This is a genomic window from Bacillus sp. TH30 (assembly GCF_016650875.1).
Classification (GTDB): Bacteria; Bacillota; Bacilli; order Bacillales; family Bacillaceae_G; genus Bacillus_A; species Bacillus_A mycoides.
Window position 1 is genome coordinate 5,012,612 of the sequence record NZ_JAEKEY010000002.1, and the last position, 19,893, is coordinate 5,032,504.

The following is a 19,893-nucleotide window of genomic DNA, read 5'->3' on the forward strand; positions in this document are numbered from 1 at the left end:
GAACCAGTACAAAAACAAGAGCGAATTACAGTCCTGGAGCATCTTTTTCGTAGTAAAGATAGTTATTGTCTTTATGAAGGGAAAGACGGTCAGATGATCGTTAACAATGAAGAGAGGTAGGCGAAATAAGTCTACAACTAGGGTGGTACCGCGATAAATATCGTCCCTACTGATGTATTCAGTAGGGCTTTTTTGTACAAAAAAGTGGCTTATTAACTAGTAGTTAGTGTCTTTATGGTAATTATTAGTTTAAAATAAGAAGAGGTATCGATTCCACTTTAAATTTGTATAATTAGCCAGTTCAGAAAATAGAGAATTTTTCATTCTCTTACTATACTTTTAAAACATTAGAGGAGGATTTCCAAATGGCAAATCACGAATTAGATCAATTACGTAAACAGGTAGATGAAATTAACTTACAATTATTACACCTATTAAACAAACGCGGTGAAATCGTTCAAAAGATTGGGGAGCAAAAACAAGTACAAGGTACGAAACGCTTTGATCCAGTACGTGAGCGTGAAGTACTTGATATGCTTGCAGAGCATAACGAAGGACCATTCGAAACGTCAACGATTCAACATATTTTCAAAACGATTTTCAAAGCAAGCTTAGAATTACAAGAAGATGATAACCGTAAAGCGTTACTAGTTTCACGTAAAAAGAAAAAAGAAAATACAATCGTTAATGTGAAAGGCGAATTGATTGGAAACGGAACACAAACGTTCATCATGGGACCTTGTGCGGTAGAAAGTTTAGAGCAAGTTCGCCAAGTAGGGCAAGCTATGAAAGACCAAGGCTTAAAATTAATGCGCGGTGGTGCTTTCAAACCGAGAACATCTCCATACGATTTCCAAGGTTTAGGAGTAGAAGGTTTACAAATTTTACGCCAAGTAGCAGATGAGTTCGACTTAGCGATTATTAGTGAAATTTTAAATCCGAATGACGTAGAAATGGCGCTAGAATACGTTGATGTAATTCAAGTTGGAGCACGTAACATGCAAAACTTCGATTTACTTCGAGCTGTAGGTAAAGTTAACAAGCCAGTATTACTAAAACGTGGGTTAGCAGCAACAATTGATGAGTTCATAAATGCGGCGGAATACATTATTGCGCAAGGTAACGACCAAATTATTTTATGTGAGCGCGGTATTCGCACATACGAGAGAGCGACACGTAACACATTAGATATTTCAGCAGTTCCGATTTTAAAGAAAGAAACACATTTACCAGTTATCGTTGACGTAACACATTCAACTGGACGTAGAGATTTACTATTACCAACAGCGAAAGCAGCACTTGCTATTGGAGCAGATGCAGTAATGGCTGAAGTTCATCCAGACCCAGCAGTTGCGTTATCAGATTCTGCGCAACAAATGGATATTCCAGAATTCCATAGATTCATGGATGAGTTAAAAGGTTTCAAAAATAAATTATCTTAATTCCATATCATAAATGCACTGAAGAGGAAACAGTAGTGCTTATCTCACTGTTAAAGAGAGCTGATGGCCGGTGTGAATCAGTACAAAGGTAAGCATGAATTACAGCCTTGGAGCATCTTTCCCGCCAACTTTTGGAGAGAAAGACGGTCAAACGATCGTTAAAGAAGAAGAGAGGTAGACGAAAGAAGTCTACAACTAGGGTGGTACCGCGATAAACATCGTCCCTACTGAGCGCTCAGTAGGGACTTTTTTGTACAAAAAAATAGTAAAGGGGCAAGAGAAATGAGATACATTACAGCTGGAGAATCACATGGGCCGCAGTTAACAGTTATTTTAGAAGGTGTACCAGCAGGTTTAACATTAACAGCGGAACATATTAATAAAGAATTATTAAGAAGACAAAAAGGGCATGGGCGCGGAAGACGCATGCAAATTGAAACAGATACAGTTGAAATTGCAAGTGGTGTACGTCACGGAATGACACTTGGTTCACCAATTACGTTAATCGTAAAAAATGATGATTTCAAACATTGGACGAAAGTAATGGGTGCTGAACCAATTTCGGAGCAAGAAAGTAAAGAAATGAAACGTACTATAACGAAACCACGTCCAGGACATGCGGATTTAAACGGGGCAATTAAATACGGCCATCGTGATATAAGAAACGTATTAGAGCGCTCTTCTGCAAGAGAAACGACAGTTCGTGTTGCTGCTGGTGCAGTTGCGAAACAAATTTTGAAAGAACTAGGCGTGGAAATCGCAGGACATGTTCTTGAAATTGGTGGGGTACAAGCGAAGCGTATTTCAAACTTACCAATTGAAGAAATTCAAACGATAACTGAAAATTCACCAGTTCGATGTTTAGATAAAGAAGTAGAACAAGAAATGATGAATGCGATTGATGATGCGAAAAGTAGCGGAGATTCTATAGGCGGTATTGTCGAAGTCATTGCAGAAGGAATGCCAATTGGAGTTGGTAGCTACGTTCATTACGACCGCAAATTAGATGCAAAACTTGCCGGTGCTATTATGAGCGTGAATGCGTTTAAAGGTGCTGAGATCGGAATTGGTTTTGAAGCGGCAAGACAGCCGGGAAGTAAAGTGCACGATGAAATTTTATGGGATGAAGAAAAAGGATACACGAGAAATACGAATAATGCCGGCGGTTTAGAAGGCGGTATGACAACAGGTATGCCAATTGTCGTAAGAGGCGTAATGAAGCCAATTCCTACATTATATAAACCGTTAGCAAGCGTAGATATTGATACGAAAGAAGCGTTCCAAGCGAGTATTGAGAGATCTGATAGCTGTGCAGTACCAGCAGCAGGTGTTGTAGCTGAAGCTGTCGTTGCATGGGAACTTGCCGGTGCACTAGTCGAGCAATTCGGAAAAGATCGCATGGAATTACTAAAACAAAATATTTCGCAACATAACAAATACGCAAAAGAATTTTAATGAAAAGGTGGATTTAACATGCGAGTAAAAGATCAACTATCATCATTACAACCGTATAAACCAGGTAAATCACCAGAGCAAATGAAAGAAGTATACGGGAATCATTCATTTGTTAAGTTAGCATCAAATGAAAATCCATTTGGCTGTTCACCGCGTGTTTTAGGAGAATTACAAAAATCGTGGCAGGAACATGCTTTATATCCTGACGGAGGTGCTGAAGTACTCCGTCAAACAATTGCAGAGAAATTACAAGTGCAAATGGAACAAGTGCTTTGTGGTAGTGGACTTGATGAAGTCATTCAAATTATAAGTCGTGCAGTGCTCTGTAAAGGAGATAATATCGTAACTGCTGGCGCGACATTCCCTCAGTACCGTCATCATGCAATTATTGAAGGCTGTGAAGTGAAAGAAATTGCTTTAAAGAACGGTGTATATGATCTAGATGAAATTTCTTCAGCAGTTGATGAACATACAAAAATCGTATGGATTTGTAATCCGAACAACCCGACAGGCACATATGTGAATGAGCGAAAATTGACTCAATTCATTGAAAGCATTAGTGAAAATACGTTAATTGTCATTGATGAAGCGTACTATGAATACGTAACAGCAAAAGATTTCCCTGAGACATTACCGCTTCTAGAAAAACATAACAACATTCTTGTACTTAGAACGTTTTCTAAAGCGTACGGATTAGCTTCTTTCCGCGTTGGTTATGCGATTGGACAGGAAGAGTTAATCGAGAAATTAAATGTCGTACGTTTGCCATTTAACGTATCTTCATTAGCGCAAAAAGCAGCGACGATTGCTTTTAACGATGAAGCGTTTATTGAAGAAATAGTTCGTGTTAATACAGAAGGATTACAACAATACGAGAGTTTTTGTACGGAAAATGAAATTCCATTTTATCCGTCACAAACGAACTTTATCTTCTTGCTGGTAGATGATGCTGGGGAAATTTATGAAGCTTGTGCGCATGCAGGGTTTATTATTCGTCCGTTCCCAAATGGTGTCCGTATTACAATCGGAACTAGGGAACAAAATGAAGGAGTGATTTCAGTGTTAAAACAACACTTTGAAAATAAAAAAGGTAAGTCTCGAGATGAGGAAAATGTGTAAAAAGGTAGTATTAATCGGTACTGGATTAATAGGAGGCTCACTTGCATTAGCGATTAAAAAAGAGCACGATGTAACGATTATCGGTTATGACATATTTAAAGAGCAAGTAGAGCGCGCAAAAGAATTACATGTAGTTGATGAAGTAGCAGTAGATTTACAGCGTGCATGTGAGGAGGCAAATTTAATTGTATTTGCCTCTCCAGTTGAAGAAACGAAAAAGTTGTTACACAAACTTGCATCATTTCATTTACGAGAAGATGTCATTGTTACCGATGTAGGAAGTACGAAAGGGACAATCATGAATGAAGCAGAAGCTTTATTAACAAAGCAAGTTTCATTTATCGGCGGACATCCGATGGCAGGTTCTCACAAAACAGGAGTTGAAAGTGCGAAGGCGCATTTATTTGAAAATGCATTTTACATTTTAACACCGATGAATCATGTATTAGATGAGCGAGTAGAAGAGTTGAAAGAATGGTTAAAAGGAACAGGCTCTCATTTTCTTGTATTAAATACAAAAGAACATGATTATATAACAGGAATAGTTAGTCATTTCCCACATTTAATTGCAGCAGGATTAGTAAAACAAGTTGAGAAACATGCTGGTGATAATCCGCTTATTCATCAACTAGCGGCAGGCGGATTTAAAGATATAACACGCATTGCATCAAGTAGTCCGAAAATGTGGAGTGATATCGTAAAGCAAAATCGAGGGCATTTATTGGAACTATTAGAAGAATGGATTTCAGAAATGGAAGAGCTATATAAGACGGTTTCTAAAGGAGATGCAGGAGAAATACAAAGTTATTTTGCAGATGCGAAAGAATATCGTGACTCTTTACCAGTTCGAAAAAGAGGGGCGATTCCTGCCTATCACGACTTATACGTCGACGTTTTAGATAAAGTAGGGGCATTAGCCCATATCACAAGCATTCTAGCAGAAGAAGAAATTAGTATTACGAACTTGCAAATATTAGAAGCGCGAGAAGGATTGCTCGGAGTTTTACGAATTAGTTTCCAAAGAGAAGAGGATCGAACGCAGGCAAAAATTGCGCTCGGAAAAGAAGAATACCAAACGTATGAAACAATTTAATGAGGAGGGTGACAACGTGAAAGAAAAAACAGTACAAACTGTAAATAACGGATTGAATGGCAAAATTACAATCCCTGGAGATAAATCAATTTCCCATCGCGCTGTCATGTTTGGCGCAATCGCGGAAGGTAAAACAACAATTAAAGGATTTCTTCCTGGTGCGGATTGTTTAAGTACTATTTCTTGTTTTAAAGAAATGGGAGTAGAGATTACACAAAATAGAGACGAAGTTACGGTAATTGGAACAGGATTAGAAGGTTTACAAGAGCCAAAAGCTGTATTAGATGTTGGTAATTCTGGTACAACGATTCGATTAATGTCAGGAATACTTGCAAACACCCCATTCTTTTCTTGCGTGCAAGGTGATGCTTCAATTGCGAAGAGACCGATGCAACGTGTAACAAATCCACTAAAGCAAATGGGTGCAAAAATTGATGGCCGAAAAGAAGGAACGTTTACGCCGCTCACAATACGAGGCGGGAATTTAAAGGCGATTGAATATACTTCACCGGTAGCAAGTGCGCAAGTGAAATCAGCTATTTTACTTGCAGGCCTTCGCGCAGAAGGTGTAACAGCTGTTACAGAACCTCATATTTCCCGCGATCATACAGAAAGAATGCTTGAGGCGTTTGGCGTTACAGTAACTCGCGTGGGGAAAACAGTGAAACTAGCAGGAGGACAGAAGTTAACCGCAACAGATGTTCAAGTGCCAGGTGATGTATCATCAGCGGCATTTTTCTTAGTAGCAGGTGCAATTATTCCAAATAGTAAACTACTATTACAAAATGTGGGAATGAATCCGACTCGTACAGGTATTATTGATGTTCTTGAGAAAATGGGCGCTACGTTTACTGTAGAGCAGATTAACGAAGGAGCATCAGAACCTGCTGCAAATATTACAATTGAAACATCGCCGCTGAAAGGAATCGAAATCGGTGGAGATATCATTCCACGACTGATTGATGAAATCCCAATTATCGCTTTAGCGGCAACACAAGCAGATGGAATTACAGTCATTAAAGATGCACACGAGCTAAAAGTGAAAGAAACGAATCGTATCGATACAGTCGTTGCTGAACTAACGAAACTAGGAGCTCGTATTGAAGCGACCGACGACGGAATGATTATTTACGGTAAATGTAAGCTAAAAGGAAATACAGTACATAGTCACGGTGATCACCGCATTGGAATGATGCTTGCGATTGCCGGCTGTATAGCTGAAGGAGAAACAACGATTGAAGATGCAGAAGCAGTAGGTGTATCGTATCCTACATTTTTTGAAGAACTGCAAACGTTAGCTAAATAAAGTGATGAGAAGCAGATATGCAATGTATCTGCTTTTTTATGTTGGCTTTTTTCTTAAATAATGTTTCTTTATTACGTAAGAATTTTATCCTTATTGATTCTATGAGATTTTTACGCATAATTGTAACTAAGGGAGATGGTTCCAAGTTGAGTAAACAGAATATCAGCACAACAGTTTCAGGGGATTTAATTGTTACCCATCTAATTGGCAAGATTAATACAGCTGATGTTTATGAATGGTTTAATGGCTTCGAGCAGGTTTGTCAGCAATTCATTTCCGAGGGTCGGAAATACAAATTGTTGGTGGATAGAAAAGGATACACGCCAGATCATTTTTCTGTTCAAAAAGCATGGAAAGATAAGTTCTTCAATGAAACCATTTTGAATCACAGTAAGGCAATTGCGTTTCTCCTTGAAGAAGGGGAGATAATGAATTATTTACAACAATCCAATACAAAAGAATCCGTGAAATTTTTCGATGATTATGAACAAGCATTAATTTGGTTGAATGAATATCCAATATAAAACCTTTATTGAACCAGTTTCTCTCAATCAACTGGTTTTTTTATGCCCGTAATGTTGCCGTTGTCATAAGTTTCATCACTTTCAATGGTACCTCTTAGCTTCGCAAACCCAAGAGAACGCAAGGCGTTTAATATTCTTATGCCGCCAATAGAAAGCAGTTGAAAAGAGCCTTTATGTTAGATTGTTTCTAAATCGATATCTTTTGTTGAAACATCCTCGCAATTTCACTTACCGAACTATAATAGTTTGAATTATGATATAATTCAAACGAGGAATGGAGGAGAAATATATGAACGTTATACAATTAAAAGAAGATAAGTTTAGAGAAGCATTACGTTTATCAGAATATGCTTTTCAATATAAAGCAGATGAAGAACGAGTAGAGCAGCAAATTACACGAATGAAGGAAAGCCATCAAATATACGGTATTATGGAAGGAGAAGAGTTAGCTGCAAAGTTGCACTTAATTCCTTTTCATATTTACATAGGAAAAGAAAAGTTTAAAATGGGCGGCGTTGCGGGGGTAGCGACGTATCCGGAATATAGAAGAAGTGGATATGTAAAAGAGTTACTTCAGCATTCACTGCAAACTATGAAAAGAGATGGATATAGTGTATCGATGTTACATCCATTTGCCGTTTCATTTTATCGTAAATACGGCTGGGAACTTTGTGCGAATCGAATCGTATGTCAGATGACAAAGAGCGATTTAATAATTAAAAAACAAGTGAATGGTACAGTGAAACGTTTTAGTAAAGATAATCATCCAGAAGAAGTAGAGAATCTATATGAAACATTTGCAGAACGATTTTCTGGTATGTTAGTTCGCGGACGTAAATGGTGGCTACAAGCGGTGTATCATGATTTAACATTGGCAGTTTACTATGATGAAAATAAAACGGCGGCTGGTTACATGTTATACAAAATAGAGAATTCTAAAATGACAGTAAAAGAATTTGTCCCATTACATAATGAAGCGAGAAATGGTCTTTGGAACTTCATCTGCCAACATGATTCTATGATTAAAGATCTAGAAATGATACTAAGTGAGACAGAACCACTTCTTTACACATTACAAGAACCACGAGTAAAAGCAGAAGTAACTCCATATTTCATGGGAAGAATTGTAGATGTAGAACAGTTTTTCAAACAATATGAATGGAACTGGAACAACGAAGAGCAAGAAGTAATTTTACATATTACAGATTCATTTGCACCGTGGAATAACGTAACGGTTCAACTTAAAAATAACGAAATAACAATCGTTAAAGAAGAAACAGCAAAAGAAAATGGAATTCAAATCGATATTAATGCGTTATCTACTATTATGTTTGGTTACAAGCGACCGCTAGAATTAAATGAAATAGACTTAATAAGCGGTAGCGAAGAGGAGATACGTGCATTTGAGAATGTAGTGCTGGTGCGTAAGCCGTTTATTTATGATTTCTTTTAATTAATGTCATGTTCTATGTATGAGTAACAAAGTACTATAATGATAAACTTTTTATTATAGTACTTTTCTATTTAATAGAGTGAAATCATTGTTTTAGGAGGAAAAGTAAAATGATTAGGCAAGCCGTAGGTGCGGTCGTATTCCAACACAGTGAATTTTTATTGGTACATAAGGTGAAAATTAGCGACATAGATGGAGAATATGCTATGTCAAAGGGGGAATGGGATTTTCCTAAAGGTGGAGTGAAACATACAGATAATGATTTAGAGAGTGCTATTTTGAGAGAGCTGGAAGAAGAAACTGGATCTACAAAGTTTAAAGTTATAAAACAATTTGAAGATAAAATTTGCTTTGGCTTTCCTGAAGAACTCAAAATGAAAATTGGATATGAAGAGCAAGAAACTACTATGTTTTATGTAGAATATATAGGTGACAGAATAGATTTACATCCAAAAGATAATGAAATAAGTCAAGTTCAATTTTTTAAGATACAAGATGTATTGAGGGTTTTAAGTCATGATGATACAAAGAAATTTTTTGATGGGATAACGCAAAAAATGTATTAATATCTTAATTGAGTGTGTTATTTGATAAATGTTTCAATAGCGTATTTACACACTTGACTTTTAATTCATGTAATTTATAATTATAAACGGAATGAATTTTCATTCCTGAAAATTGAGGTGAGAAAAATGGCTAAAAATAAGCAAGAGGATATTTTTGATGCTGCTATAAAACTTTTCGCAGAGCGTGGTTACGATGGTACGACAATTCCGATGATCGCTGAAAAAGCAAATGTCGGCGCTGGTACTATTTATCGCTATTTTGAAAATAAAGAGGCACTCGTTAACTCATTATTTTCAAAAAGCATGCTACAGCTATCTGAAACAATAAAAACTGATTTTCCTGTTGAAGCAAATATTCGAGAACAGTTTAGTCATACGTATAACCGTTTATTTGAATTTGCGAGAAACAATGTGGATGCTTTTCTTTTTACAAATTCGCACTGTGATAGTTATTTTCTTGATGAACAGAGTAAGAAAATATTTGACGATTTTATAGGCTTCTTTATGAATATTATTGAAGATGGAATCGAAAAAGGTTTTCTTCGTCCATTGCCTATAATTGCTTTAATTATTATTGTATATCAACCGCTTGAAAAATTAATAAAAGTAATGGCGACAGGGCAGTTAGAATACTCAAAAGAATTAGTAAAAGAATTGGAAGAAAGCTCTTGGAATGCTATTAGAATCATTTGATTCTATAGCTTTATAAGGACAGGAATGAACATTCATTCCTAAATAAATATAAAAAACGATTACAGGAGATGATATATCTGTACAATTAAAGGAATGAATATTCATTCCGCAAGGAGTGATTTAATAGAATTGAAAAAAATTTAATAGGATAATAGGAATGAACGTTCATTCCGAAAAGATATTTTCAAAAACAGGGAATGAATATTCATTCTCTATGCACCATGAAACTCTAATAACAGGAGATGATTCAAATGAGCAAGCTAAAAAGTTGGAGAAGTTTATCTTTTCTATTATGGATAGTTATTACTATTGCAATGATCGTAACGATGCCTAATATGGATCAGTTAGTGAAGGAAAAAGGGCAAATCACGATTCCTAATACAGAACAAAGCAGTATTGCTGACAAGATGATAAAGGAGATGGATAAAGAAGGGGCTGAAAAGTATGAAATTATAGCTGTCTTTAATAGTGGAAGTAAGAAGGCTTTAACAAATGAGCAAAAAGAGGAAATAACGAAAACGATCAATGCCCTGCAAAATGAAAAAGAGCAATTAGGAATTAAGGAAGTCGTTTCACATTTAGATAATAAAGAACTGGAGAAACAATTAGTTTCTAAAGATAATACGACTATTTTAACGCAAATATCGGTAGATAAAAAACATGGTAAAATACCAAAAAATGTAAATAATCTTCATGAAAAAGTACAAACGAAAGGAGTTACAACGTACTTAACAGGAAGTGATTTAATAGCGGGTGATTTTCTTACATCCTCTCAAGAGGGCGTGAAAAAGACAGAAGTTATTTCGATCATTTTCATTCTTGTCGTATTAATCATTGTATTCCGTTCACCAGTTGTTCCGATTATTTCTCTTCTTACAGTTGGTGTTTCGTATTTAATTTCAATGGGGATTATTGCCCATCTTGTAGATCAATTTAATTTTCCGTTTTCAAACTTTACGCAAGTGTTTGTAGTAGTCGTCCTGTTTGGAGTGGGAACAGACTATAACATTTTATTATATACAAGATTTAAAGAAGAATTAAGTAAACAAGAAAATGCATTTTTGGCTACGAAAGAAACGTTTAAATCGGCAGGTAAAACCGTTTTATATAGCGGGATAGCAGTACTAATTGGCTTTGCATCTCTTGCTTTAGCGAGTTTTAAATTATATCAATCTACTTCAGCGGTAGCAATTGGTGTCGCAGTACTACTACTCGTATTAACTACTTTAAATCCATTTTTCATGGTGCTTTTAGGAAAAGGAATGTTTTATCCAGTTAAAACATTTAAAGGTCATGAGGATAGTCGCTTATGGGGATTCTTTGCAAAAAATTCAGTAGCAAGACCATTTATCGCTTTAATTATCGTATTCGTGATATCGATTCCATTCGTATTAAAATATTCTAACACGCTTAATTACAATGATTTATTTGAAGTGGATAATAAATATGAATCAAAAATGGGGATTAACGTAATAGAAGAGCATTTTCCGCCTGGTTTTTCTTCACCAAGTACGTTAGTCATTCAATCGGATAAAAAGTTAGATGAGGCGACTTCTTTACAAACTTTAGATGAACTTACTGATAAAATCTCGAAAGTTAAAGGAGTCTCAGAAGTATATTCACCGACGCGTCCAACTGGAGATAAGATTAAAGAATTATATATAAATAAACAAGCCGGAGAATTGAATACAGGCTTAGGAGATGCAAATGGTGGCATAAAAGAAATTAATGAAGGGTTAACTGATGCGAAAGATAAAATGGGTAGTAATGACTCAAATAGTCTTGCAAATGTTCAAAAGTTAATTGATGGAACGAACGAGGCGAAAAATGGAGTATCAGCATTAGGGACAGCTTTAAATCAATTATCGAATGGAATAAACAATGGAGCACAAGGGGCGAAGCAAATAGAGGATGGGCTAGCATCATTAAACGGAAATATCAATGCCCTGTCAAATGCAACTTCGCAGCTTCATGCTGGTTATGCTCAGTTAGAAAAAGGTTTAAGTTCGTACGATCAATATTTCAGAAGTATTTCTCAAGCGATTGATGGTGCGAAAAAAGGATATGAACAAATTGAAACGTTAATGAACAATTTCATTCAAACAAAACCAGAATTAGCAAATGATCCTAATGTGCAGCAAACATTAGGAATTGCAAAAGAGGCTCAGAAGCAATTGAGTGGGCTTTCCAACGAATTAAATCAATTAGCGACGCAGCACAAAGCAGCGATGAATTCATTTAAAGAAGCGAATCAATCGTTACTGAAAGTAGATAACGGTTTAAAAGAAATGAACAATGGAGTTACCAAGTTACAAAAAGGGGCTGCTGAGCTGAACAAAGGATTGAGCGAAGGGGCTACAGGTTCAAAACAAATTTCGAACAAATCGGCTGACTTACAATCTGGATTAACGAAAATAAACGATGGGCAAGGACAGCTATTAACTGGACTGAAAGATTTACAAGAAAAGATGGGGCAATTGCAATCAGGTTTATCTAAAAGTACAGAGGGTTTAGGAAAAGTAAGTAACGGTCTAGGTGACGCTCAAAAATATTTAGGAGAGCTAAATGAGTCGAAAAGCTCTGAGAAATTTTATATTCCGAAAGAAGTTTTAGAAGGAGAAGATTTCCAAAAAGCATTGAATACGTACATGTCACATGATAGAAAGACTGCTAAAATGACAATTATTTTAGACGTAAACCCGTATTCAAAAGAAGCGATGCCTATCATTCAAGAAATTAATAAAACGATAGATGGTACATTAAAGGGAACAGAACTAAATGATGCGAAAAAAGCAATTGGCGGGACAACAGCTAGAAACGTTGATTTAAAAGAAGTAACCGGGCAAGATTTCCTACGTACTGCTACGATTATGTTATTAGGGATTTCGCTTGTATTAATCGTGATTACACGCTCATTCTTAAACTCAATCTTTATTATTGGGTCGTTAATTTTAGCGTACTTTGCATCACTTGGTATAAGTGAACAAATTAGTGCACATGTATTAAACGTAGAGTCATTAAGCTGGAATGTTCCATTCTTTAGCTTCATTATGATTGTCGCTTTAGGAGTGGATTATAGCATCTTCGTTATGATGCGATACAATGAGCTAGAAGGGGATTCAGTAACGAAAATTGTAAATGCATCTCGTCACATAGGAGGAGTCGTATTATCAGCGGCACTTATTTTAGGAGGGACATTTGCAGCGTTAATTCCTTCAGGAGTATTGACACTTATACAAGTAGCATCCGTTGTTGGTGTTGCTCTTTTACTATTAGCTTTAATTGTAATGCCGATATTGTTACCTGCTTTAATAGGATTGACGAGTAAATTGAAGAGTTATAAAGAGAAAATAATAAATACGAAATAAGAAAAACCTGTAGGGAATGTTTTCTCTACAGGTTTTTTGTATATAAAATATGAAATGAAAAAATGCTTCAATGTATTACAGAATGAGAAGCGAATAGGGATATTAGAAAGAGGTCGATGATATACAAAAAATAGCTAGGGGAATGGATAAAAACTATTCGATTTCGTTGTAGAAAGCTAATCAACCGTTGCTATTCATCCAGCTTCTACTATATAATAGCTATAGTCTACAATAATTGAGTCGTAATATGCGATTTTTTAAGACAATCGGTGAGAAAACGCTGAAATAAGCGGTATTAGTAGGAGGACACAAATGATTACAGTAAGTAACGTTAGTTTGCGTTTCGCAGATCGCAAATTATTTGAAGATGTTAACATAAAATTCACGCCAGGTAATTGCTACGGTTTAATTGGAGCAAACGGTGCTGGTAAATCAACATTTCTAAAGATTTTATCTGGAGAAATTGACCAATCAACAGGTGACATACATATTACGCCAGGTGAGCGTCTAGCAGTATTAAAACAGAATCACTTCGAATATGAAGAGTTCCCTGCACTAGAAACAGTAATGATGGGTCACACACGTCTTTATAAAGTAATGCAAGAGAAAAATGCAATTTACATGAAAGAAGACTTTAGTGATGAAGATGGCATGCGTGCTGCAGAACTTGAAGGTGAGTTCGCTGAGCTAAACGGTTGGGAAGCTGAGTCAGAAGCTGCAATCCTTCTAAAAGGATTAGGTATTGGTGAAGATATTCATGATAAAAAGATGTCTGAATTAACAGGGGCAGAGAAAGTAAAAGTATTACTTGCTCAAGCTTTATTCGGTCAACCTGACATTCTATTACTAGATGAGCCTACCAACCATTTGGACTTAAAAGCGATTCAATGGTTAGAAAACTTCTTAATGAACTTTGATAATACAGTTATCGTTGTATCCCATGACCGTCACTTCTTAAATAAAGTATGTACGCACATGGCTGATCTTGATTTCGGTAAAATTCAATTATACGTTGGTAACTATGACTTCTGGTATGAGTCAAGCCAATTAGCATTAAAACTAACGCAAGATTCTAACAAGAAAAAAGAAGAGAAAGTAAAAGAGTTACAAAACTTTATTGCGCGCTTTAGCTCAAACGCATCTAAAGCGAAGCAAGCAACTTCTCGTAAAAAATTATTAGATAAAATTACATTAGATGATATTAGACCGTCATCACGTCGTTATCCGTTCGTTGGTTTCACACCAGAGCGTGAAGTAGGAAATGACTTATTAACGGTTGAAGGTATTTCTAAAACAATCGACGGAGAAAAAGTATTAGATAATGTGAACTTCACTTTAAATAAAGGTGATAAAGTTGCATTTATCGGCCGTAACGATATTGCAATGACAACATTATTTAAAATTCTTATGGGTGAAATGGAGCCAGATAGCGGTTCATTCAAATGGGGTGTAACAACATCTCAAGCTCATTTCCCAAGAGATAACTCTGAGTACTTCGAGAACAGTGATTACACTTTAATTGATTGGTTACGTCAGTTCTCTCCACAAGATGAATCAGAAAGTTTCTTACGTGGTTTCTTAGGCCGTATGCTATTCTCTGGTGAAGAAGTAAAGAAAAACGTTTCTGTTTTATCTGGAGGAGAAAAAGTTCGTTGTATGTTATCTAAAATGATGTTAAGCGGTGCAAACGTATTAACATTAGATGATCCAACGAACCATTTAGACCTTGAGTCTATTACAGCATTAAACAACGGTTTAATCACATTTAAAGGAACATTACTATTCACTTCTCATGACCATCAGTTCGTACAAACAATTGCAAACCGTATTATCGAAGTAACGCCAAACGGTGTAGTTGATAAGGTAGCGACGTATGATGAGTTCTTAGAAAATGAAGAACTTCAAAAACAAGTTGATGCAATGTACAAAGGTCAATAATGAATGATTAAAACCCCCGCTTTCTTTTATGAGAGCGGGGGTTTTTTAAGTAAACAAATATTCGTTTTAATATAAAGTGGGGGAGGATTAAAATGAATAATTATTCAAAAATAACATTAGCGATGGTAAGAAATTTTTGAAGCGTGGATAAACCCTGAAATGATTTTTTACATTGGAAGGGACGGATAAAGTAACGGGAAATACTCCTGAAGGATGGCTCTGAGCATGATTGGAATGTAATATTCATGGGACTGAAAGAATTGGTTAAAAGAAGAGGGAATAGCTACAAAGGATGATAAACGGTAGTCGAAAAAGTGTAGTTTGAGCAAATTGCCCAAACTACATTTTTTATTTTATGAAATTGGATAGTTTACATGAATGTACCAAAATTGGAGATAGGTTAGTTTGCAAATGAGGAAATAAAGGATTATAGTTTGTGGAGTCATAATTAGTGGATGAGCCCCTGGGAGAAAACAGGAAATGTTACAAATGTATTTTGTTAAATAGAAACCAAGGTCAAAATGTTTAAAAAGAAATAGTTGAATAAATAAAAGCTACAAATTATAATTACTAATATTCTTCATATAGTTAAACAAATAAAATCTATTTGAAGAAGAAAAATTGAATAGAGAGACAGACTTATATAAAATAAGCCTTGGATGATCAAAAGAGGTGGAGAGATGCAACAATTTTTATTGAAGAGTAAACGAGTATTAAGTAATCATTTTGGATTTTTCGTATTTGCCGTTATTTTACTTTGGTTAAAAACATATGCCGCATATGTGACAGAATTTAATTTAGGGATATCGAACACAATCCAAAAGTTCTTACTGTTTTTCAACCCGTTAAGCTCAGCGGTTCTATTTTTAGGGCTCGCACTATTCGCAAAAGGGAAACGAGCTTACATTTGGTTAATTATTATTAATTTGCTAATGTCTATACTTTTATACGCAAACGTAGTATATTATCGCTTTTTCAGCGACTTTATTACGTTCCCGACATTAACACAATCGAATAACTTTGGAGATTTAGGTGGTAGTATTTTTGCATTGCTACACTTATATGATCCACTATATTTCTTAGATACAATCATTTTAATTGTTTTAGTCGCAACGAAATTTGTAAATCCTAAACCAATCCGTGTTGCGAAGCATAAATTATCTCTAGTATTTGTAGCAGGTATTTTATTATTTAGTGTTAACTTAGGTCTGGCAGAATCTGACCGTCCTGAATTGTTAACAAGAACATTTGACCGCAATTATATCGTGAAATATTTAGGGGCGTACAACTTTACGATTTATGATGGTATTCAAAGTGCGAAAGCATCAACAGAACGAGCATTAGCAGATGGAGATAATATGACAGAAGTTAGAAACTATCTTTCATCAACTTATGCAAGTCCAAACCCTGAGTATTTCGGTAAAGGAAAAGGAATGAACGTAATTTATATTCATTTAGAGTCATTCCAAAACTTTTTACTAAACTACAAGCTAAATGGTCAAGAGGTTACACCATTCTTAAACTCATTTACAAAAGATGCGAATACGTTATACTTTGATAACTTCTTCCATCAAACAGGACAGGGGAAAACATCTGATGCGGAGTTCATGTTAGAGAACTCAATGTTTGGATTACCACAAGGATCTGTTTTTACAAATAAAGCTCATAACACGTATCAATCAGCACCGGCTATTTTAGGACAACAAGGATACACATCAGCAGTGTTCCACGGTAACTACAAAACATTCTGGAACCGTGATGAAATTTATAAATCATTTGGTTTTAATAAATTCTTTGATGCGTCATACTACGATATGAATGAAAAAGATGTAGTAAACTATGGCTTAAAAGATAAACCGTTCTTTAATGAATCAATTCCGTTATTACAAACGTTGAAACAACCGTTCTATACGAAGTTCATTACGTTATCGAACCATTTCCCTTATCCGATTGATAAAGCGGAAGCAACGATTGAACCAGCTAAAACAGGTGATTCATCAGTAGATACGTACTTCCAAACAGCACGCTATTTAGATGAATCTGTAAAAGGATTCATTGATTACTTGAAACAATCTGGTCTATACGATAACTCAATTATCGTTATGTACGGTGATCATTACGGTATTTCAGATAATCATAGTGCAGCAATGTCTCAAATAATGGGTAAAGAAATGAACGCATTTGAAAATGCTCAATTACAACGTGTACCATTAATCATTCGCGTACCAGGAATGGAAGGCGGCGTACAACATCAATACGGCGGAGAAATTGACGTTCTTCCAACGTTATTACACTTACTAGGTACAGATACGAAAAATTATGTCCAATTCGGATCAGATTTATTATCACCAGAGCATAAACAAGTCGTTCCGTTCCGTAACGGTAACTACGTAAGCCCAACAGTTACTGCACTTAACGGCAAATACTATGATACAGCGACTGGGAAACCTGTAGAATTTACAGATGAAATAAAACAAAATGAGCAAATGGTTCAAAAATCACTAAAATACTCCGACCAAGTTGTTAACGGTGACTTATTACGATTCTACACACCAGAAGGATTTACACCGGTAGAACCTTCTAAATATAACTATAACAATCGTGATAAAGATAAAACGAAGGTGAAGACGACTGAAGACGGGGAAACGAAATAAATAATAAAAAATCCTACTCGTATAGAAAACGAGTAGGATTTTTTGTTTTAAGATTTACTTTCGGATTTTTGGAGTGCTACTTTTTTAGGCATAAAACATGCAATAATCAAAGCTACAAAGGATAAGACTAACATAAATACGTAGGCATCACTTGAGCTGAAGATAGAAGCTAATTTCGTTACTTGCATAGCTGATATGCTTCCGTTCTCACTAGATAACTGTGAAGTATGTGAAGTGGATTGAATTGTATACACAGTAATAATGACTGCTGTTCCTATAGCACCTGCTAATTGACGTACGGTATTATTCACTGCGGAACCATGTGAACCCAGTTCTCTTGGTAAAGCGTTTAAACCTGCTGTATTTAAAGGCATCGAAATGAAACTTAGTCCAATGCGTAGAATAATGGTACGAACCATTAAATACATATAAGTGGTGGATTCGGTCAAATCAATTACATCCCACATCGATATAATGATACATATTAAACCTGTAATAAAGAGTGGTTTTGCCCCATATTTATCAAACATTTTACCCGTGATAGGTGATAAGAATGTATTAATTACAGCTCCAGGTAATAGAAGTAAACCTGATTCAAAAGCAGTAAAACCTCGTCCGTTTTGCAAGTAAATCGGTAAAAGAATTAAATCAGCATACATAATCATCGTAATGAGTACGTTAATGACTGATGTAAGAGTGAAAATTTTATACTTAAATACGGATAAATTTAATAGTGGATCGCTAGACTTTATTTGACGTAAACAGAATAGAGTTGTAACAATTATTCCGATGATAATTGTAGTAATAACAACTGGATGATCCCAACCTTTACTTCCTGCACTACTAAATACGAATATAATACAACCAAAGCCAATCGTTGATAAAATGACACTTACGATATCTAATGTTGCTTTTGTTGTCTCAGCAACATTCATTAAATATTTTAGCGCGAGAATAATAACGATTAATACAAATGGAGCGAATCCAATAAATAACCATCTCCATGATACATATTCAATAATAAAGCCAGATAATGTTGGAGCGATGGCTGGCGCAAAAATTATGGCGAAACCGATGGTTCCCATAATACTTCCACGTTTTTCACTAGGGTATAAATATAAAATAACTGTCATCATTAGTGGCATAATAATTCCTGCTCCAACTGCTTGAATCATTCTTCCTGTTAACAAAATGCCAAAATTCATGGCGCATGCACAAAGAACAGTCCCGATAAACAAAGAGAGCATTGAGCTAATAAACAGCTGCCTTGTTGTAAATCGTTTCATTAAAAATGCAGTAATTGGCACTAGAACGCCATTTATGAGCATAAAGCCTGTTGATAGCCATTGCACGGTTGCAGCTGTAACATCAAATACTTCCATTAAATTACTCATCGCTACATTTAATAGCGTCTGATTTAATGTTGATAAAAAACAACCGGAAATGAGCACAATTAATATAATTTTTTTATTTCTTTCTGATATTTCCTTTTGCATTGGTAAACTCCTTCATTGTTGTCTTGATTTATCGACATTGTGTCGATAAAATTAATGGTAACAAAATAAATTTTCTTTGACCATGAACTGTTTTGTTGAAAATGTTCACTACTCGGCACTGAAGGTATGCACTGTCGAGTAAGTAAAGAGAAAATCTATAAAGGAGTTTCAAAATGTCTACACCTAAAAAAGAAGATCCTCGTACAGTTCGTTCAAGAGAAATGTTTAAAAATGCTGTTTTTTCTCTCCTATGTGAGAATCCTAGTATTTCAAGTTTAACGGTTCAGAAAGTCGCAACAAAAGCAGGATTAAACCGAACAACCTTTTACTTACATTATCAAGATATTCAAGATTTACTAGACCAAATCACGAATGAGATTTCAAATGAACTTTCAAATAAAATAGCTGATTTAATACATGCAAAAGATTTATCAGAAAAACAAAAGCTAACACAATTACTTGATTATTTATATATCCATCGAAATTATTTATTTATATTATTTAAAATGAATCAATTTGAGGAGCAACTATTTTTATTTTTAAAAGAGTTAATAGAAACGAGAAGAGAGAATACGAAAAAAGATCTGCCTGATGATTATGTTGCGGTTGATATTAAAACAGCTTCATTGGTAGGTATTATCATGTGGTGGATAAGGAATGGACTTCACTTTAGTTCAGATTATATTGCAAATCAAATTTATTTCATGTATAAAGGGTAATAAATGCAAACAATTTATCCGTATTAAAAAAAGATTAAAATAACCTAGTATAATTTAAAGTATCGGG

General features: G+C 35.3%; 14 protein-coding genes, 1 pseudogene and 2 other annotated features (1 of these 17 running past the window's edge). Of the genes and pseudogenes, 13 read left to right on the plus strand and 2 right to left on the minus strand.

Going from position 1 to position 19,893, the window contains the following annotated elements:
- Window positions 1–171, plus strand: a binding site (T-box leader); it begins 66 nt to the left of the window's first position.
- Window positions 172–365: 194 nt separating this feature from the next.
- From JFU20_RS27815 to JFU20_RS27840, 6 genes are all read left to right on the plus strand, one after another.
- A complete protein-coding gene (locus JFU20_RS27815) occupies window positions 366–1,442 on the plus strand; it encodes a bifunctional 3-deoxy-7-phosphoheptulonate synthase/chorismate mutase (RefSeq protein WP_002013433.1) in 1,077 nt (358 codons plus the stop codon).
- Between the two features lie 9 nt (window positions 1,443–1,451).
- Window positions 1,452–1,671 (plus strand) — a binding site (T-box leader).
- A gap of 53 nt (window positions 1,672–1,724) precedes the next feature.
- A complete protein-coding gene (aroC, locus tag JFU20_RS27820; RefSeq protein ID WP_002013434.1) occupies window positions 1,725–2,897 on the plus strand; it encodes a chorismate synthase in 1,173 nt (390 codons plus the stop codon).
- An 18-nt stretch (window positions 2,898–2,915) separates the two neighbouring features.
- Window positions 2,916–4,016, plus strand: a complete 1,101-nt coding sequence (gene hisC / locus JFU20_RS27825) for a histidinol-phosphate transaminase (protein WP_201039149.1) — start codon at window positions 2,916–2,918, stop codon at window positions 4,014–4,016.
- Window positions 4,009–5,109, plus strand: a complete 1,101-nt coding sequence (gene tyrA / locus JFU20_RS27830) for a prephenate dehydrogenase (protein ID WP_002131144.1) — start codon at window positions 4,009–4,011, stop codon at window positions 5,107–5,109. Before hisC ends, tyrA begins: the two co-directional genes overlap by 8 nt.
- A gap of 16 nt (window positions 5,110–5,125) precedes the next feature.
- A complete protein-coding gene (aroA, locus tag JFU20_RS27835) occupies window positions 5,126–6,415 on the plus strand; it encodes a 3-phosphoshikimate 1-carboxyvinyltransferase (RefSeq protein ID WP_002013437.1) in 1,290 nt (429 codons plus the stop codon).
- 17 nt (window positions 6,416–6,432) lie between these two features.
- A complete protein-coding gene (locus tag JFU20_RS27840; RefSeq protein ID WP_002013438.1) occupies window positions 6,433–6,939 on the plus strand; it encodes a SpoIIAA family protein in 507 nt (168 codons plus the stop codon).
- 44 nt (window positions 6,940–6,983) lie between these two features.
- Here JFU20_RS27840 and JFU20_RS30820 read toward each other — a convergent pair.
- A pseudogene (locus tag JFU20_RS30820) lies at window positions 6,984–7,101 on the minus strand (IS1595 family transposase); the annotation flags it as partial.
- Between the two features lie 127 nt (window positions 7,102–7,228).
- On the opposite strand from JFU20_RS30820, the gene JFU20_RS27845 reads away from it, so the two are divergent.
- From JFU20_RS27845 to ltaS, 6 genes are all read left to right on the plus strand, one after another.
- Complete coding sequence (locus JFU20_RS27845; RefSeq protein ID WP_201039150.1) at window positions 7,229–8,392, plus strand: GNAT family N-acetyltransferase; 1,164 nt, start codon at window positions 7,229–7,231, stop codon at window positions 8,390–8,392.
- Window positions 8,393–8,502: 110 nt separating this feature from the next.
- Entirely contained in the window at window positions 8,503–8,958 is a 456-nt protein-coding gene (locus tag JFU20_RS27850) for an NUDIX domain-containing protein (protein ID WP_002127860.1), read from the plus strand.
- Window positions 8,959–9,084: 126 nt separating this feature from the next.
- Window positions 9,085–9,651: a TetR/AcrR family transcriptional regulator gene (locus tag JFU20_RS27855; protein WP_002013443.1), complete on the plus strand. Its 567-nt coding sequence runs from the start codon at window positions 9,085–9,087 to the stop codon at window positions 9,649–9,651.
- Window positions 9,652–9,902: 251 nt separating this feature from the next.
- Complete coding sequence (locus JFU20_RS27860; protein WP_002165579.1) at window positions 9,903–13,019, plus strand: MMPL family transporter; 3,117 nt, start codon at window positions 9,903–9,905, stop codon at window positions 13,017–13,019.
- 312 nt (window positions 13,020–13,331) lie between these two features.
- Window positions 13,332–14,957, plus strand: a complete 1,626-nt coding sequence (locus tag JFU20_RS27865; RefSeq protein WP_002013447.1) for an ABC-F family ATP-binding cassette domain-containing protein — start codon at window positions 13,332–13,334, stop codon at window positions 14,955–14,957.
- A gap of 680 nt (window positions 14,958–15,637) precedes the next feature.
- Window positions 15,638–17,611: a lipoteichoic acid synthase gene (gene ltaS, locus JFU20_RS27870; protein ID WP_002165580.1), complete on the plus strand. Its 1,974-nt coding sequence runs from the start codon at window positions 15,638–15,640 to the stop codon at window positions 17,609–17,611.
- Window positions 17,612–17,658: 47 nt separating this feature from the next.
- Here ltaS and JFU20_RS27875 read toward each other — a convergent pair whose 3' ends face one another.
- Entirely contained in the window at window positions 17,659–19,107 is a 1,449-nt protein-coding gene (locus tag JFU20_RS27875) for a DHA2 family efflux MFS transporter permease subunit (protein ID WP_201039151.1), read from the minus strand.
- Between the two features lie 173 nt (window positions 19,108–19,280).
- On the opposite strand from JFU20_RS27875, the gene JFU20_RS27880 reads away from it, so the two are divergent.
- A complete protein-coding gene (locus JFU20_RS27880; protein WP_002013396.1) occupies window positions 19,281–19,826 on the plus strand; it encodes a TetR/AcrR family transcriptional regulator in 546 nt (181 codons plus the stop codon).
- The last annotated feature ends 67 nt before the right edge of the window (window positions 19,827–19,893 follow it).

Coding starts and splice junctions, on each gene's coding strand:
- ltaS (WP_002165580.1), top strand. CDS start 15,638: ATGCAACAATTTTTATTGAAGAGTAAACGAGTATTAAGTAATCATTTT.
- aroC (WP_002013434.1), top strand. CDS start 1,725: ATGAGATACATTACAGCTGGAGAATCACATGGGCCGCAGTTAACAGTT.
- JFU20_RS27840 (WP_002013438.1), top strand. CDS start 6,433: ATGCAATGTATCTGCTTTTTTATGTTGGCTTTTTTCTTAAATAATGTT.
- tyrA (WP_002131144.1), top strand. CDS start 4,009: ATGTGTAAAAAGGTAGTATTAATCGGTACTGGATTAATAGGAGGCTCA.
- JFU20_RS27855 (WP_002013443.1), top strand. CDS start 9,085: ATGGCTAAAAATAAGCAAGAGGATATTTTTGATGCTGCTATAAAACTT.
- hisC (WP_201039149.1), top strand. CDS start 2,916: ATGCGAGTAAAAGATCAACTATCATCATTACAACCGTATAAACCAGGT.
- JFU20_RS27850 (WP_002127860.1), top strand. CDS start 8,503: ATGATTAGGCAAGCCGTAGGTGCGGTCGTATTCCAACACAGTGAATTT.
- JFU20_RS27815 (WP_002013433.1), top strand. CDS start 366: ATGGCAAATCACGAATTAGATCAATTACGTAAACAGGTAGATGAAATT.
- JFU20_RS27875 (WP_201039151.1), bottom strand. CDS start 19,107: ATGCAAAAGGAAATATCAGAAAGAAATAAAAAAATTATATTAATTGTG.
- JFU20_RS27860 (WP_002165579.1), top strand. CDS start 9,903: ATGAGCAAGCTAAAAAGTTGGAGAAGTTTATCTTTTCTATTATGGATA.
- JFU20_RS27845 (WP_201039150.1), top strand. CDS start 7,229: ATGAACGTTATACAATTAAAAGAAGATAAGTTTAGAGAAGCATTACGT.
- JFU20_RS27880 (WP_002013396.1), top strand. CDS start 19,281: ATGTCTACACCTAAAAAAGAAGATCCTCGTACAGTTCGTTCAAGAGAA.
- JFU20_RS27865 (WP_002013447.1), top strand. CDS start 13,332: ATGATTACAGTAAGTAACGTTAGTTTGCGTTTCGCAGATCGCAAATTA.